The 15,410-nt window shown below is 71.6% G+C and carries 16 protein-coding genes; 8 read left to right on the top strand and 8 right to left on the bottom strand.

Annotated features, from left to right (window positions below; all coding sequences use genetic code 11):
- Window positions 1-72 precede the first annotated feature (72 nt).
- Entirely contained in the window at window positions 73-822 is a 750-nt protein-coding gene (locus tag IH68_RS0118000) for an enoyl-CoA hydratase/isomerase family protein (RefSeq protein ID WP_030936231.1), read from the top strand.
- Here IH68_RS0118000 and IH68_RS0118005 read toward each other — a convergent pair.
- Both IH68_RS0118005 and IH68_RS0118010 read right to left on the bottom strand, forming a co-directional pair.
- Window positions 809-1,444 (bottom strand): DJ-1/PfpI family protein, encoded by a 636-nt coding sequence (locus IH68_RS0118005; protein WP_030936233.1) that lies wholly within the window; start codon window positions 1,442-1,444, stop codon window positions 809-811. The two genes, IH68_RS0118000 and IH68_RS0118005, sit on opposite strands and share 14 nt — an antisense overlap.
- Before the next feature lie 10 nt (window positions 1,445-1,454).
- On the bottom strand, window positions 1,455-2,420 hold the full coding sequence (locus tag IH68_RS0118010; protein ID WP_030936235.1) for a GlxA family transcriptional regulator: 966 nt from the start codon (window positions 2,418-2,420) through the stop codon (window positions 1,455-1,457).
- 113 nt (window positions 2,421-2,533) lie between these two features.
- Between IH68_RS0118010 and IH68_RS0118015 the strand changes: the two genes are divergently transcribed.
- From IH68_RS0118015 to IH68_RS0118030, 4 genes are all read left to right on the top strand, one after another.
- Complete coding sequence (locus tag IH68_RS0118015) at window positions 2,534-3,403, top strand: SCO6745 family protein (RefSeq protein WP_030936237.1); 870 nt, start codon at window positions 2,534-2,536, stop codon at window positions 3,401-3,403.
- A 73-nt stretch (window positions 3,404-3,476) separates the two neighbouring features.
- On the top strand, window positions 3,477-3,608 hold the full coding sequence (locus IH68_RS59145) for an LPFR motif small protein (RefSeq protein ID WP_267883734.1): 132 nt from the start codon (window positions 3,477-3,479) through the stop codon (window positions 3,606-3,608).
- Window positions 3,609-3,708: 100 nt separating this feature from the next.
- Window positions 3,709-6,135 carry a Tex family protein gene (locus IH68_RS0118025; protein ID WP_030936239.1) on the top strand — a complete coding sequence of 809 codons (2,427 nt, stop codon included), beginning with the start codon at window positions 3,709-3,711 and terminating at the stop codon, window positions 6,133-6,135.
- A 171-nt stretch (window positions 6,136-6,306) separates the two neighbouring features.
- On the top strand, window positions 6,307-6,870 hold the full coding sequence (locus IH68_RS0118030) for a putative glycolipid-binding domain-containing protein (RefSeq protein ID WP_030936241.1): 564 nt from the start codon (window positions 6,307-6,309) through the stop codon (window positions 6,868-6,870).
- A gap of 10 nt (window positions 6,871-6,880) precedes the next feature.
- Here the strand turns inward: IH68_RS0118030 and IH68_RS0118035 are convergent, their stop codons facing one another.
- Window positions 6,881-7,459 (bottom strand): TIGR03086 family metal-binding protein, encoded by a 579-nt coding sequence (locus IH68_RS0118035; RefSeq protein ID WP_051833532.1) that lies wholly within the window; start codon window positions 7,457-7,459, stop codon window positions 6,881-6,883.
- Window positions 7,460-7,530: 71 nt separating this feature from the next.
- On the bottom strand, window positions 7,531-7,953 hold the full coding sequence (locus tag IH68_RS0118040) for an SRPBCC family protein (protein ID WP_030936245.1): 423 nt from the start codon (window positions 7,951-7,953) through the stop codon (window positions 7,531-7,533).
- Window positions 7,954-8,071: 118 nt separating this feature from the next.
- On the opposite strand from IH68_RS0118040, the gene IH68_RS0118045 reads away from it, so the two are divergent.
- Window positions 8,072-8,395, top strand: coding sequence for an ArsR/SmtB family transcription factor (locus tag IH68_RS0118045; protein ID WP_030936247.1), 324 nt, complete (start codon window positions 8,072-8,074; stop codon window positions 8,393-8,395).
- Window positions 8,392-8,829 carry an SRPBCC family protein gene (locus IH68_RS0118050; RefSeq protein WP_030936250.1) on the top strand — a complete coding sequence of 146 codons (438 nt, stop codon included), beginning with the start codon at window positions 8,392-8,394 and terminating at the stop codon, window positions 8,827-8,829. The genes IH68_RS0118045 and IH68_RS0118050 overlap by 4 nt, the downstream gene beginning before the upstream one ends.
- Window positions 8,830-8,839: 10 nt before the next feature.
- On the opposite strand, the gene IH68_RS0118055 is transcribed toward IH68_RS0118050, so the two are convergent.
- The 3 genes from IH68_RS0118055 to IH68_RS0118065 all read right to left on the bottom strand — a co-directional run bounded on the left by IH68_RS0118055 (window position 8,840) and on the right by IH68_RS0118065 (window position 12,249).
- Window positions 8,840-9,319: a DUF1003 domain-containing protein gene (locus tag IH68_RS0118055; protein ID WP_030936251.1), complete on the bottom strand. Its 480-nt coding sequence runs from the start codon at window positions 9,317-9,319 to the stop codon at window positions 8,840-8,842.
- A gap of 64 nt (window positions 9,320-9,383) precedes the next feature.
- Entirely contained in the window at window positions 9,384-11,024 is a 1,641-nt protein-coding gene (locus IH68_RS0118060; RefSeq protein ID WP_030936252.1) for an ABC-F family ATP-binding cassette domain-containing protein, read from the bottom strand.
- Between the two features lie 202 nt (window positions 11,025-11,226).
- On the bottom strand, window positions 11,227-12,249 hold the full coding sequence (locus IH68_RS0118065) for a hypothetical protein (protein WP_030936253.1): 1,023 nt from the start codon (window positions 12,247-12,249) through the stop codon (window positions 11,227-11,229).
- 66 nt (window positions 12,250-12,315) lie between these two features.
- Between IH68_RS0118065 and IH68_RS0118070 the strand changes: the two genes are divergently transcribed.
- Window positions 12,316-13,272 (top strand): FAD-dependent oxidoreductase, encoded by a 957-nt coding sequence (locus IH68_RS0118070; protein ID WP_030936254.1) that lies wholly within the window; start codon window positions 12,316-12,318, stop codon window positions 13,270-13,272.
- 146 nt (window positions 13,273-13,418) lie between these two features.
- Here the strand turns inward: IH68_RS0118070 and IH68_RS0118075 are convergent, their stop codons facing one another.
- Window positions 13,419-15,386: a Xaa-Pro dipeptidyl-peptidase gene (locus IH68_RS0118075; RefSeq protein WP_030936255.1), complete on the bottom strand. Its 1,968-nt coding sequence runs from the start codon at window positions 15,384-15,386 to the stop codon at window positions 13,419-13,421.
- Window positions 15,387-15,410: the final 24 nt, after the last annotated feature.

Consider the following 15,410-nt stretch of genomic DNA (forward strand, 5'->3'; position numbering starts at 1 on the left):
ACTCTTCGGGTTGTACGGGTTAGGGCGCCCCCTTCTTGATCACGTGCCCGGCGCGGCGGCTAGCATCCGGCCATGGAGCCCCAGCTGCTGCACAGCGTCACCGACTCGGTCGCCACCGTCGTCATCCACCACCCGGCGAAGCGCAACGCCATGACGGCCGCGATGTGGGCCGCCCTGCCGCCGCTGCTCGACGCCCTCGCGACCGACCCGGCCGTACGGGCGCTGGTGCTGACCGGCGAGGGCGGGACGTTCTGCGCGGGGGCCGACATCTCCACGCTGCAGGGGTCTCCGGAGGAGGCGCAGTCGCTCGCGGTGCGGGCCGAGGAGGCCCTGGCCGCCTTTCCGAAACCGACGCTGGCCGCGGTCCGCGGGCACTGCGTGGGCGGCGGGTCGCAGCTGGCGGCGGCATGTGATCTGCGGTTCGCCATGGAGGGGGCGCTGTTCGGGGTGACGCCGGCGAAGCTCGGCATCGTGTATCCGGCCTCCTCCACCCGCCGGCTGGTGTCGCTGGTGGGTCCGGCCGCCGCCAAGTACCTGCTGTTCTCCGGCGAGTTGATCGACGCGGAGCGGGCGCTGCGCACCGGCCTGGTGGACGAGGTGCTGCCGCAGGGCGAACTCGCCAAGCGGGTCGCGGAGTTCACCCGGATCCTGGTGTCGCGTTCGCAGCTCACCCAGGCCGCGGCGAAGGAGTTCGCGAACGGGCGTACCGACCGGGACGCGTACTGGACGGAGCAGGCGCGCGGCAGCGGCGACACCGTGGAAGGCGTCGCCGCGTTCCTGGAGCGCAGGCAGCCGCGCTTCACCTGGACTACGTCAGGATGAAGCGGCTCTTGGAGCGGAACTCCTCGACGAGGTGCGCGGGCGCCTTCTCGGGCGACCCCGCGTCGTAGGGCGGCTGCGGGTCGTACTCGGTCAACAGCTGCACGGCCTGGGCGTGTTCGTCGCCGGCGATCCTGCCGAGCAGGGTCAGGCCCATGTCGATGCCGGAGGAGACACCGGCCGCGGTGACGTACTTGCCGTCGAGGACCACCCGCTCCCCCGTGGGCTCGGCGCCGAACTGCTTCAGGAAGTCCAGGGCCAGCCAGTGGGAGGTGGCGCGGCGGCCGCGGAGCAGCCCGGCCGCGGCGAGGAGCAGGGAGCCGGTGCACACCGATGTCGTCCAGGTGCTGGTGGCGTCGGCGGTGCGCAGCCAGTCCAGGAGGGTCTCGTTCTCCATCTGCGGGGTCTGTCCCGGGCCACCCGGGACGATCACGATGTCGGGGTGCTCCACCTCGGCCAGGGTCCGGTCGGCGACGATCGCGAGGTTCCCGGTGTCGGTGCGGACGGGGCCGGTCCGCTCGGCGACGAAGACGGTCTCCGCGTCCGGGAGGCGCCCCAGGGTCTCGTACGGGCCCACGGCGTCCAGGGCGGTGAAGCGGTCGAAGAGCACGATGGCGATCTGCATCGGGTTCCTTTCAGCGGGTGGATACGGGGCGGAAGCGGCGGCGGTACTCGGCCGGGGCCGTACCGAGGGTCCTGACGAAGGCGCGGCGCATGGCCTCGGGGGTGCCGTAGCCGCTGGCTCGGGAGATCTCCTCGATGCCGTCGGCCGTGTCCTCCAGCAGGCGGCGGGCGTGTTCGAGGCGCACACGGTCGACATAGCGGCCCGGTGTCATGCCGGTCTCCGCCTGGAAGGCGCGGGCGAAGTGGCGGGGCGAGAGGGCGGCGCGGGTGGCGAGGGACTCGACGTCCAGGTCGCCCGCCGGATGCTCAGTGATCCACTGCTGAACCTCGCGCAGCGGCTCACGCCGGGCGGTCTGGGCGGCGAGCTGGGCGCTGAACTGGGCCTGGTTGCCGGGCCGGCGCAGGAAGACGACCAGGTGGCGCGCAATGGTCAGCGCGGCCTCCCGGCCCAGGTCCTCCTCGACCAGGGCGAGCGCGAGGTCGATGCCGGAGGTGACGCCCGCCGAGGTGAAGACGTGTCCGTCGCGCACGTAGATGGGGTCGGGGTCGACCTCGACGGAGGGGTGGTCGCGGGCGAGCTTGTCGCAGTACGCCCAGTGGGTCGTGGCGCGGCGCCCGTCCAGCAGTCCCGCCTCCGCGAGCAGGACGGCACCGGTGCAGACGGAGACGAGGCGCTCCGCACGCGGGCCGCACTCGCGCAGCCAGTCGGTCAGCCGGGGGTCGCGCCCCGGCCGGCGGGTGCCCTGGCCGCCCGGCACGAGAAGGGTGTGCGGGGCCTGCGCGTCCGCCAGGCTCTGGTCCGGTACGAGGGTCAGGCCGCTGGAGGTGCGGACCGGGGCGCCGTCCAGGGAGGCCGTGCGGATGCGGTAGGTGCCCGGAGAGTGCTGCTCGGCGCCCGCGAAGACTTCAAGTGGGCCGGTGACGTCGAGGCTCTGGACGCCGTCGAAGAGGACGAGCAGGACGGTTCGCTGCGGCATACCCACGATTCTTGGCAGCCGGGCGAATGGCCGCAATGACGAGTTCCCCACCTTTCCTGCCATCCGGCGCACGCAACTGGAGCCCGTACCGACCAGTCGGTAACCTGCCGGTCATGACTACTGCCGCCCTTGATCCGCACGCCGGCCGCCGCTGCCACAACGCGCTCAACTCCCTGCACGCGACGTACTACTTCTCGCCCGACCTGGGCAGGGAACTGGGCGCTCTCGGCATCACCCACCCGAGGGCCGTCAACCTCGCCGCGCGGGCGGCAGCGCTGGGCCCGGTCGGGCCGGGTACGGTGACGGCGACGTTCTACAACTACAAGTACGAGCTCGTGGCCCGCTATGTGCCCGCCGTCTGGGAGAGCGCCGCGCCCTCGCAGATCCTGGCCGCACGCGCGCGTGCCGTCGATGCGACCCTGCGCCGCCTGCTCGGCGAGGACACCGTGGCGTCCGAGGAGATGGCTCAGGCGGCGCGGCTGGCGCTGCGGGCCGCCGAGGCCTGTTCGCGCGCGGCCCGGCCGCTGTACTCCGCGCACGCCGACCTGCCGGTGCCCGACCAGCCGCATCTGGCGTACTTCCACGCCACCACGCTGCTGCGCGAGCACCGCGGCGACGGGCATCTCGCCGTGCTGATGTCCGCGGAGCTGGACGGCCTGGAGGCCGTGGTGACGCACACCGCGACCGGCAAGGGCATGGCACCGAAGTGGGTGTTCGGCAGCCGCGGCTGGAAGCAGGAGGACTGGGACGCGGCCTGCGGGCGGCTGCGCGAGCGCGGGCTGCTGGACGAGGCGGGCGAGCTGACGGAGCGGGGCGTCGCGCTGCGGGCGGAGATCGAGGCGGAGACGGACCGGCTGGACCGGGCGCCGTACGAGCACCTGGGGGCGGAGGGCGTCGCCCGTCTGACGGAGCTGGGGGCGGGCTTCGCGCGGGCCGCACTCGCCGCCGGGGCCTACCCGGCGGATCTGATCGGCAAGCGCTGACGAAACCCGGGTGCCCGGACCTCGCCCGGCCGCCGCGGCCGGGCGGGAAACCGGGAGCGGAGAGGGGAATTTCGTGTTGCGCGCCATTGCAGACGTGCTGCGGCAGATCGGCGGCGCGATCGCCACCGTCGTCACACTGCCCTTCCGGGCGCCGGCCCGGCTCTTCGGCGGAGCCTCGGGTTCCGCGCGGGGCCACCGGGCCTGATTTCGCCGTCCCGCCTCGCCGGTGGCCGCCCTGATCCCCGACTGTCGGTGCCGCCTGCCACAATTGCGGCGCAACCTCAGTGAGAAGGCGGTACGGGATCGTGACGACACCCGGGTCCAGCGCAGTCGGGACCATCGAAGGCAGGATCGCCGAGGAGCTCGGCGTACGGGAGCGGCAGGTCAAGGCTGCCGTGGAGCTGCTGGACGGCGGTTCGACGGTGCCCTTCATCGCCCGCTACCGCAAGGAAGCGACCGAGATGCTCGACGACGCGCAGCTGCGCACGCTCGAGGAGCGGCTGCGCTATCTGCGGGAGCTGGAGGAGCGGCGGACCGCGATCCTGGAGTCGGTGCGCGAGCAGGGCAAGCTGACCGCGGAGCTGGAGGCGCAGATCCGTGGCGCCGAGACCAAGGCGCGGCTCGAGGACATCTACCTGCCGTACAAGCCCAAGCGCCGCACCAAGGCGCAGATCGCGCGCGAGGCCGGGCTCGAACCGCTCGCCGAGGGCCTGCTCAGCGATCCGACGGTCGAGCCGCTCGCCGCGGCCGCCGCGTTCGTCGACGCGGACAAGGGCGTCGCCGACCCGCAGACCGCCCTGGACGGCGCCCGCGCGATCCTCACCGAGCGGTTCTCCGAGGACGCCGACCTGATCGGCGAGCTGCGTGAGCGCATGTGGGTGCGCGGGCGGCTGGCGGCCAAGGTGCGGGACGGCAAGGAGGAGGCAGGCGCCAAGTTCGCCGACTACTTCGACTTCGCCGAGCCGTTCACCGAACTGCCCTCGCACCGCATTCTCGCCATGCTGCGCGGCGAGAAGGAGGAGGTCCTCGACCTCGTCCTGGAGCCGGAGGAGCCCACGGACGGCCCCTCGTCGTACGAGGGCATCGTGGCCTCGAAGTTCCAGATCGCCGACCGCGGCCGCCCCGCCGACAAGTGGCTGACGGACACGGTCCGTTGGGCCTGGCGCACCCGCATCCTGGTGCACCTCGGCATCGACCTGCGCCTCAGGCTGCGCACGGCCGCCGAGGACGAGGCGGTGCAGGTGTTCGCGGCGAACCTGCGTGACCTGCTGCTCGCCGCCCCGGCCGGCACGCGCGCGACGCTGGGCCTGGACCCCGGGTTCCGTACGGGTGTGAAGGTCGCCGTCATCGACGCCACCGGCAAGGTGGTGGCCACGGACGTCATCTACCCGCACGTCCCGGCGAACAAGTGGGACGAAGCGATCGCCAAGCTGGCCCGCCTCGCGAAGGAGCACGCGGTCGAGCTGGTCGCGATCGGCAACGGCACGGCGTCCCGCGAGACCGACAAGCTCGCCGGTGAACTCATCACCAGGCACCCGGAGTTGGGCCTCACCAAGGTGATGGTGTCCGAGGCGGGCGCGTCCGTGTACTCGGCGTCCGCGTTCGCCTCGCAGGAGCTGCCCGACATGGACGTGTCGCTGCGCGGCGCCGTCTCCATCGCGCGCCGTCTCCAGGACCCCCTGGCCGAGCTGGTGAAGATCGACCCCAAGTCGATCGGCGTCGGCCAGTACCAGCACGACCTGTCCGAGGTGAAGCTGTCGCGCTCGCTGGACGCGGTGGTGGAGGACTGTGTGAACGGCGTGGGCGTGGACGTCAACACGGCGTCGGCCCCGCTGCTCGCCCGTGTCTCCGGCATCACCTCGGGGCTGGCCGAGAACATCGTGGCGCACCGCGATGCCAACGGCCCCTTCAAGTCGCGTACGCAGCTCAAGAGCGTGGCACGGCTCGGCCCGAAGGCGTACGAGCAGTGCGCGGGCTTCCTGCGGATCCGCGGCGGCGACGACCCGCTGGACGCCTCCAGCGTGCACCCGGAGGCCTACCCGGTCGTCCGGCGCATGGTGAAGACGTCCGGGCAGGAGGTGGCGTCGCTCATCGGCAACACGGGCGTACTGCGTTCGCTGAAGCCGGGTGAGTTCGTGGACGAGACGTTCGGTCTGCCGACCGTCACCGACATCCTCAAGGAGCTGGAGAAGCCCGGACGCGACCCGCGGCCCGCGTTCAAGACGGCCACCTTCAAGGAAGGCGTCGAGAAGATCTCCGACCTGGCCTCCGGGATGGTCCTGGAGGGCGTGGTCACCAATGTGGCGGCCTTCGGGGCGTTCATCGACGTCGGTGTCCACCAGGACGGTCTGGCGCACGTCTCCGCGCTGTCCAAGACGTTCGTCAAGGACCCGCGGGATGTGGTGAAGCCGGGGGACATCGTCAAGGTGAAGGTGCTGGACGTCGACATTCCGCGCAAGCGGATCTCGCTGACGCTGCGGCTGGACGACGAGGCCGCACCGCAGGGTGACGGCGGCGACCGTCGGCAGCGGGGAGCGCGACCGCCTCAGCAGCGGCAGCAGCAACAACGGCAGGGCGGCGGCCGGGGCGGACAGGGCGCAGGCCGGGGCGGACAGGGCGGAGGCCGGGGCGGACAGGGCGGAGGTTCGCGGCAGGCGGCGGCGCCTGCCAACAGTGCGATGGCCGATGCTCTGCGCCGGGCCGGGTTGCTTGATCCGAAGGGTAAGCGGTGAGCTGAGGGGCGGGTCGTGGGGAAGCTGCGGGCCGGTTGTGGCTGGTCGCTCCCCCACTCTCGACTTCGCTCGAGCGGGAGACCCCCCGTCGCGGCGGAGCCGCATATCGAGACAGCCCCGCGCCCCTGAAGAAGGGGCGCGGGGCGCCCTTTCAGACCTAAAGTGGCCGACATGGTCGCTGCGCACGCCGTCACCTGGGAAGTACTGGAGAGCCGGGGGTACGAGACCGCCTGGGTCGAGTTCGCCGACGGCTCTCTGCGGGCCCACGGCCGGGCCGTCGGGACCGTTCCGGAGCCGTACTGGATCTCGTACGAGCTCGAGACCGGTGAAGGGTTCGTGACCCGGCGGCTGGTGGTCACTGCGGAGACCGAGACCAGTAACCGCACCCTCGATCTGCGGCGCGACGACGCCGGGCGGTGGACCGCGGACGGCGAACCGGTGCCCGGTGTCGAGGGTGCGCTCGACTGTGATCTGGGACTGTGCCCGCTCACCAACACCATGCCGGTGCTGCGGCACGACCTCCATCGGGCGCCCGGCGAGCGGGAGTTCCTGATGGCGTGGGTGTCGGTGCCGGGCCTGGTGGTACGGCCGTCGCAGCAGACCTACACCCACCTGGGGCGCACCGACGGCGGCGGCCATGTCCGGTTCGCATCCGGCGAGTTCCGCAGTGACCTGGAGTTCGACGCGGAGGGCTGCGTCGTCGACTATCCCGGGCTGGCGACGCGCCTGCGCTGAAGCCGCGCTCTCAGCCGTTCCAGGCGGGGTTCCTCCCGCTGGCACCGAGCGCCCGGTGGAAGGCGGGGGCGCCGGAGGGAACCGGCACGGGCGGGCCGTAGCTGCCGTTGCTGCGTGCCTGCTCGGCTAGCTGCTCGACCACGTCGACCGCTGCCCGCTCGGTGTCCTGGCCGAGGTCGAAGGGGTGGCCGGTGGCCTGTGCCAAGTCCCAGCCGTGCAGGGCGAGTTCGTGCAGCGTGATCGAGGCGGCCAGGGAGGCCGGCATCTCCCCCGGGCCGAACTCGGTGGTGCCGTCGTAGGCAGCCGGGTCCGACCAGGCCGCCGCGGCCCGGCCCGCGGAGTCGGCCAGCGCCTGCGGTGTCATGGCCGGGGCAGCGGAGCCCTCGCCGGGCTGCGCCTCCTTGCGGGCGGCGCGCGCGGCGGACAGGAGGGTTCCGCCCAGGTGGTCGACGAGTTCGGCGACGGTGAACTTCTCGCACGGGGTGCGGTCCTGGAGCTGTTCCTCGCGGATGCCGGAAGCCGTCGCTGCGACGGCTTCGGCGCACTCGCGGATGGCGGGGTGCAGTGTGCTGTGCTGGGTGGCGTTCATCGGGTTCTCTCCCTGCGGGGGTCTCTGACGGGCCGGCTGGGTTGCGGTTGCGGTTGCGGTTGCGGTTGCGGTCAGGCTGTGAAGAAGGGCGCGGGCTCGCCAGTCTCGGCGTACCGCTTGAGCTGCACGAACTTCGTCGCCCAGCCGTAGGTGAAGTCGCGGTGGGCGTCGTCGAGGGCGGGGAAGCCGCTGTGCGTGAAGCGCAGGGTGACGCCACCCTCCGGGCGGGACAAGATCTCGTAGATCTGCTCGGTTCCGGTCCAGGGGCCGTTCTGCCCCGCCAGGACCAGCCGTTTGCCGGGCTCCGCCTCCGTGACGCCCAGCCGCCACGCCCCGGGCACGCCCGGAAACTCCAGCTCGCGCAGGCTTCCCACACCCTCGCCGGCAGTTGCCGTGGTGGTGAACCAGCCGTGGATCCCGTCGGCCGTGGAGATGGCGGTATACACGGTCTCAGGGGCGGCCTCGATGGTCAGTTGCATCGCGATGTCGGGCATGACGTGTGTTCCTTCCGCAGGCGCTCAGGCCGGGAACTTCCGAGACCTTCGTTTTAGTGATGACTAAAATGTAGGCACGAGGCTCCGGCAAATTCAAGTGGCGACTAAAATGAACTCCATGGACGCGGTACAGGTGGTCGCCGAGCCCCGGCGACGCGAGATCCTCCGCCTGGTGTGGGACGAGGAGCGGTCGGCGGGTGAGATCGCCGACCGGTTCGACGTCACGTTCGGCGCGGTCTCCCAGCACCTCAAGGTGCTCAGGGATGCCGGTCTGGTTACGCTGCGCCAGGACGGCAAGAAGCGCTTCTACCGTGCCGACCGTGAAGCCCTCGGTCCGCTGGCCGCGTATCTGCAGTCCATGTGGGCGGAGAGGCTGGACACCCTCGCCGAACTGTCCGAGGCGGCGGAACGCGCTGAGCGCGGCGAAGGGACGGACACGTGAGCGTCAATGCGGTCACCCTGGAGCGGCTCATCGCCGCGCGACCGGAGACGGTGTTCTCCTTCTTCACCGACCGGGACAAGTGGCTGTCCTGGATGGGCGCGGACGGCACGTTCAGCTTCGAGCCCGGTGGCGCCTACCGGACGCGGGTCAACGGCGACAACGTCGCGGAGGGCCGTTTCGTGGAGATCGACCCGCCGAAGCGGGTGGTCTTCACCTGGGGCTGGGCCGAGGGCGAGATGCCCGTACCGCCCGGCTCCACCACGGTCGAGATCACCCTGGAGCCGGTCGCCGAGGGCACTCTCCTCCGCCTGGTCCACCGCGACCTGCCGTCCCCCGAGGCGTCTGCCGCGCACGAGGAGGGCTGGACGCACTACACCGGCCGACTCGCCACGGTGGCGGCGGGCGGCGACCCAGGGCCCGACGAGTGGATGTGAGCCGACCCGCTCAGCTCTCGTTGGGAGGCGGCGCGGTGCCGCCGTTCATCCGGACGCCGTTCTCCGCGAGCAGTTCCTGAACGCGCCGCTCGACCTCCGCGGGGTCCACACCGAGGGAACGCCCGATGTGAACGGCCCACACCTCCGAGCGCACATTGGTCTCGAAGTCCAGGTCGGCGCGGACGTTCTCGTGGGCGGCCTGGCGGTTCTGGCTCACCATCACGAAGGTGGACAGGAAGATCGCTTCCAGGCTGACGATCATGGTGAGCAGTCCGAAGGGGTACGGGTCCCAGACCGCCCCCTTGCCGAAGACCCCCTCGTTGCACACGATCCACACCGCGAACCACAGGGCGTGCAGATAGACGAAGGCCATGGTCCCGGCGAAGGCGGTGATCGCGTCCGCGATCCGGTCCTGGGTCCCGCGCATCCGTGCAACGACGTCCCGCTCGTGCACGATCCGCACGGCCGGCCGCTTCGCCTCAGAACCCATGCCCCTCCTTGTGACGCGATGTGCCGTCGATCACCTGCGGCACCATGGTGGCTGGTCGCGCCCCTCAGCGTTCCGTGACTTTTCCGTCCGCCACCTCAAGCCGCCGGTTCACATGGACCGCGTCCAGCATGCGGCGGTCGTGGGTGACCAGGAGGAGGGTGCCCTCATAGGCGTCGAGGGCCGACTCCAGCTGTTCGATGGCCGGCAGGTCGAGGTGGTTGGTCGGCTCGTCCAGGACGAGCAGGTTGACGCCCCGGCCCTGCAGGAGCGCCAAGGCCGCGCGGGTGCGTTCGCCCGGGGAGAGGGTCGCCGCCGGGCGCAGGACGTGGTCGGACTTCAGGCCGAACTTGGCCAGCAGCGTGCGTACTTCGGCCGGTTCGGTGTCCGGTACGGCGGCGCAGAAGGCTTCCAGCAGGCCCTCCGTGCCGTGGAACAGCTTGCGGGCCTGGTCGACCTCGCCGACCAGGACGCCGGAGCCGAGGCTCGCGTGGCCCGCGTCCAGCGGGATCCGGCCGAGCAGGGCGCCCAGCAGGGTCGACTTGCCGGCGCCGTTCGCCCCGGTCACCGCCACCCGGTCCGCCCAGTCGACCTGCAGGGAGACCGGCCCGAAGGTGAAGTCGCCGCGCCGGACCTCCGCGTCCCGCAGGGTGGCCACGACGGCGCCCGAGCGCGGGGCCGACGCGATCTCCATGCGCAGCTCCCACTCCTTGCGGGGCTCCTCGACCACGTCGAGCCGCTCGATCATGCGCTGGGTCTGCCGGGCCTTCGCGGCCTGCTTCTCGCTGGCCTCGCTGCGGAACTTGCGGCCGATCTTGTCGTTGTCGTTGCTCGCCTTGCGGCGGGCGTTCTTGACGCCCTTGTCCATCCAGGAGCGCTGCATCTGGGCCCGGTCCTGGAGGGCGGCGCGCTTGTCGGCGTACTCCTCGTAGTCCTCGCGGGCGTGCCGGCGGGCGACGTCCCGCTCCTCCAGATAGGCCTCGTAGCCGCCGCCGTAGAGCGTGATCTGCTGCTGGGCGAGGTCCAGTTCGAGGACCTTGGTGACGGTGCGGGTGAGGAACTCCCGGTCGTGGCTGACGACGACGGTGCCGGCGCGCAGGCCGGAGACGAATCGCTCCAGGCGTTCCAGGCCGTCCAGGTCGAGGTCGTTGGTCGGCTCGTCGAGAAGGAAGACGTCGTAGCGGGAGAGGAGCAGGGAGGCGAGGCCGGCGCGTGCCGCCTGGCCGCCGGACAGGGAGGTCATCGGCTGGTCCAGGTCCACCGCCAGGCCCAGGGAGTCGGCGACCTCCTCGGACCGCTCCTCCAGGTCGGCTCCGCCCAGGTCGAGCCAGCGCTCCAGGCTGGTCGCGTACGCGTCGTCGGCGCCGGGGGCGCCGTCGACCAGGGCCTGCGTGGCCTCGTCCATCACGCGCTGCGCCTCCGCGACGCCGGTGCGGCGGGCGAGGAACTCCCGGACGGTCTCGCCCGGGCGCCGCTCCGGCTCCTGCGGGAGGTGGCCCACGGTCGCGGTCGGCGGGGAGAGCCGCAGCTCCCCCTCCTCCGGCACCAGGAGCCCCGCGAGCATCCTCAGCAGCGTGGACTTGCCCGCGCCGTTGGCACCGACCAGCCCGATCACATCGCCGGGCGCGACGACGAGGTCGAGCCCGGAGAAGAGGGAGCGGTCGCCGTGGCCGGCGGCGAGGTTCTTGGCGACGAGAGTGGCGGTCACAGGGGGCGATCCTAATGGGCGGGGCGGGTCGGACGCGCCCCGAAGGGCGCGGGGCTGCATCCATACGCGGCTCCGCCGCGATGGGGGTCCCCCCGCTCGAGCGAAGTCGAGAGTGGGGGAGCGACCAGCCACGACGGACCCGCAGACGGCTGACGGCATCTCGCGGCACCCCCTCTCCCGTCGCGGCCACCAAAGCGGAGCGCTACCGCGCCATCGCCTCCACCAGCACGCTCCCCGCCGTCCGTGCCACCACGAACGACTCCCCCTTCACCGCCTTGGCGTCCAGGGCGATGCGGTGGCGGCCCGGTTCGAGGACGCCGTCGAAGACCTCATGGGTGTGGGTGCGGTAGAGGCGGTCGAGGCGGTACGCGGTGAGGCGGACCCGGCAGGGGGAGGTGACCTCGACTCCCGCCTCGCCGTCGGCCGCCACCAGGCGGGTCAGGCGGCGCTGCTCCGCCGGACTGCGGTCCAGGGCGTGTTCGATCTGGGCGACGAGGAGCGGGACGATCGGGGCGAGGCCCTCGACGTACACCACGTCGACGCCCGCCTGCTCGAAGGAGCTGCGTACGGCGGCACGTTGTTCCCGGGTGATGGCGCGGCCGAAGGCGACGGCGCCGTAGGCGCGCAGTTCGTCGGCGGGGACGCCGTCGGCGTCGTGGGCGATGTCGGCACCGATGCCGATGGTGCGCAGGGCGGCGGCGAGCTTGGCGAGCAGGGCGACTCTGGCGCCGATGAGCAGGACGCGGCGGCGGGCGCCCGGGGACTCGCCGTCGAGGAGCGCGGCCAGCGCCTCGCGGTACTCGGCGCCGTGGAAGCGGAAGGGCCCGATGCCGTGGTAGCCGTTGAGTTCGAGGTCGGCGTGTTCGTCGGTCTGCCAGGCGAAGTCCCGCCAGACGTAGTCTTCACCGTCCTGCTCGATCATCGCGGTGACCGCACCGCAGGCCAGATCGGCGCACTCGGGGCAGCCGTAGATCACGTAACGGCCGTCCGGAAGCGGTGGGTCCGCCTCCAGAAGGAGGCTGCGGACCTGTTCGGTGAAGATCGCGGGTGGGATGTCGGAGGCGAGCGGGGAGACGGCGTCGAGGTCGGAGAGCTGGAACAGCAGCGGGCGTCCGTCGACGATGAAGTCCACGAAGTCCCGGTGCACTTGGTAGTCACCGTTGGCGAGGACTCCACCGGCACGCATCGCCGGTGCCAGGCCGAAGGTCGCGTACTCGGCAGACATGCTGTGAGTATCCCCAGAGTGGGAGCTTTCTGAGCACGGCATGACACATTCCGCTAACGTCCCCGCGTGGAGAGCCAGGGGAACAACGATGTCATCGTGGTGGGCGCCGGGGTCATAGGGCTGACCACGGCCGTCGTCCTCGCCGAGCGCGGCGTACGGGTGCGGGTGTGGACGCGGGATCCCGTGGCGGCGACCACCTCGGCGGTTGCGGGCGCACTGTGGTGGCCGTACCGGATCGAGCCGGTCGCGCGGGCGCGTGCCTGGGCACTGCAATCGCTCGACGTGTACGAGGAGTTGGCGACGCGGCCCGAGTCGACCGGCGTACGCATGGTCGAAGGGGTACTGGGCGAGGCGGATCTCGACCGGGCCGAGGCGTGGGCGGCCGCCCGGGTGCGCGGGCTGCGGGCGTCGACGGCGCAGGAGCACGCCGGGAGCGGGCTGTGGGCGCGGCTGCCGCTCATCGACATGTCGGCTCATCTGCCGTGGCTGCGGGAGCGGTTGGTGAAGGCGGGTGGGGTGGTCGAGGAGCGTACGGTCGGCGATTTCACGGAGGTGGACGCGCCGGTGGTCGTCAACTGCACCGGTCTTGGCGCGCGTTCGCTCGTTCCGGATGCGTCCGTGCGTCCCGTGCGTGGGCAGTTGGTCGTGGTGGAGAACCCCGGCATCCGCACGTGGCTCACTTCCACCGGCGTGGACGGGGAGATGGCGTATTTCTTTCCGCAGCCCGGACGGCTGTTGCTGGGCGGCACGGCGGATGAGGATGCCTGGTCCCTGGAGCCGGATCCGGCGGTGGCCGAGGCCATCGTGCGGCGGTGTGCGGCGCTGCGGCCCGAGATCGCGGGGGCGCGGGTTCTGGAGCACCGGGTCGGGCTGCGGCCCGCGCGGGATGCTGTGCGCCTTGAGCGGGAAGTCCTGCCGGACGGGCGGGTGTTGGTGCACAACTATGGCCATGGCGGGGCCGGGGTGACCGTGGCCTGGGGGTGTGCGGGGGAGGCGGCCGGGCTGGCTTGCCCGGCCGCGTAGCGCTCCGCGGGGTGCGCCGAGATACGTCGTTGGTCATCTGCGGCGCCGTTGTGGCTGGTCGCGCCCCGCGGCGGAGCCGCTGATGCAACAGCCCCGCGCCCCTGAAAGGGACGCTCCCGAACCGTAGGGACACCGCGTACCCCTGCTCAGCCGATGGGCGGCCAACCGTCGCCGGGGACACGGTGCGCGGCGCTCGGGTCGCGTACGCCCTTCAGGGGTGTTGCCGAGGGTGTGGCCGGTGACTTACCGGACGTGGCGTGGGCGAAGGCCGGCGCGCCTCCGACCAGCGGGACCTTGGCCGCCGTGCGGGTCAGGTCCAGGGTGAGGGTCGGCTTGTCGGTCGGCGGGTCGATGAGGTCCTTGTCGGTGCCCGCGACGATCAGGGCGAGGCGGTGGCCCGCCGGGACGACATGGTCGGTGGCGGCGAGGTCCAGGGTGATGGTGTACGCCTTGCCCGGGGTGAGCGGGACGCCGTTGAGGTCGGAGGCGTAGTTGCCGAGGTCGGCCCAGCCGCGGCTGAACACCGTGTAGTCGACGGCGGTCTTCTTGGCCTCGGTGGCCTTGAAGCAGGCGCTGTCGCCCGCCGTGCTCGCGCCCCAGCAGGTGCGGTCGGTGAGGGTGGTGATGCCCTCTGCGGAGTCGGCGTAGTCACGGATGGTGTCGGGGCCGAGGTCCACGAGGACGGCGGAGAGGTGGGCCGTCTTCGTGGTGGGGGTCGCGGTGACGGTGACCTTGGAGGAGCCGGACAGGCGCAGCTCGTGGGTGAGGGGCTTGGTGACGAAGCCGGCCTTGTCGGGGGTCGACGTGTCGATCTTCGCGGCCCAGTCGGTCTCGCTCAGCTGCGGGTTGTCGGTGAAGGTCTCGCTGCCGTCGCCCTTCGTGAGGCCGAGGGTGCCGACGCCCGCCTGGGTGCCCTGGGCGGGGCGCAGGGTCGTGGTGCGGGTGCCGCTCGGCGGCCAGGACTGCGAGGTCACCCACTGGTCGGGGTGGCGCTCGATGTCGGCCATGGGTGCGCGGTCGATGCCGTTGTCGTAGCCGAGGAGCTCGTGGTCGAACCAGCGGTGCAGGGTGTCGACCCAGGTGGCGCGGCGGAAGTCGAAGGGGTCGACGTGGCCGGTCTGGGAGAGCCAGATCTTGCGCTCGACGCCGTTCTTGGCGAGGGCGTCCCACCACTGGCCGAAATGCTTCGTGCGGACGTTGAGGTCCTGCATGCCGTGCACGAGGAAGACGCTGGCCCTCACCTTGCTCGCGTTCCTGACGTAGTCGCGCTCGGTCCAGAACGGAGTCCAGTCGCCGGTGCGCGGCGCCCCGTCCACGATCTTCTTCTGGACGGCTGCGCACTTGGCCTGCGCGTCGGGGCTGTCGACGTAGTTCGAGAGCCAGTCGGGGCCGGAGTCGTAGAGCGGGGCGCCCTTGGCGAAGTAGTAGTCGTACCAGGAGGAGATGCCACTGATCGGGACGATGGTCTTCAGACCCCGCACGCCGGTCGCGGCGACGCCGTTGGCGATCGTGGCGTCCCAGCTCTTGCCGATCATGCCGGTCTTCCCGTTGGTCCAGGTCGCCCTGGCGGTGGTGGTGCCGGTGCGGGTCGTGTACGCCCTGGCCCTGCCGTTCAGCCAGTCGACGACGGCCTTCGCGGACTGGATGTCGCTGCGGCCGCCGACGTCGACACAGCCGTCGGATCGGTTGGTGCCGGCGAGGTCGACGCCGACGAAGGCGTAGCCGCGGGGCACGAAGTAGTTGTCGTAGAAGAGCGGCATCTGGACGACGTTGCCGTTCGCGTCGTACGTCTTCTTCTGGCTCTCGTTGCCACGGCCGCAGCAGGAGTAGTAGGGGCTGGCGTCCATGATGACCGGGATCTTGTGGCCCTGCCGGGCGGGTTCGCGGGGGCGCACGATGTCGACGGCGACCCGGTCGGCCTTGCCGTCGCCGTCCCCGTCGAGTCCGGTGTCCACCCATACGGCCTCGCGGATGGCGTTGTCGTAGGAGTAGACGGGGCGGCTCTCCTGCGGGGCACTGTGAGCCGCCGCGGGGGTGAGAAACGCTGCCATGAGGGCGGCGACGGCCGCCGCTGCGAGCGGTCTCCAGGTCGTGAAGCGCATGCGTATGGGCATGCGCGGACGGTACAACGGTCAACT

The organism is Streptomyces sp. NRRL S-646 (genome assembly GCF_000720765.1).
Taxonomy (GTDB): domain Bacteria; phylum Actinomycetota; class Actinomycetes; order Streptomycetales; family Streptomycetaceae; genus Streptomyces.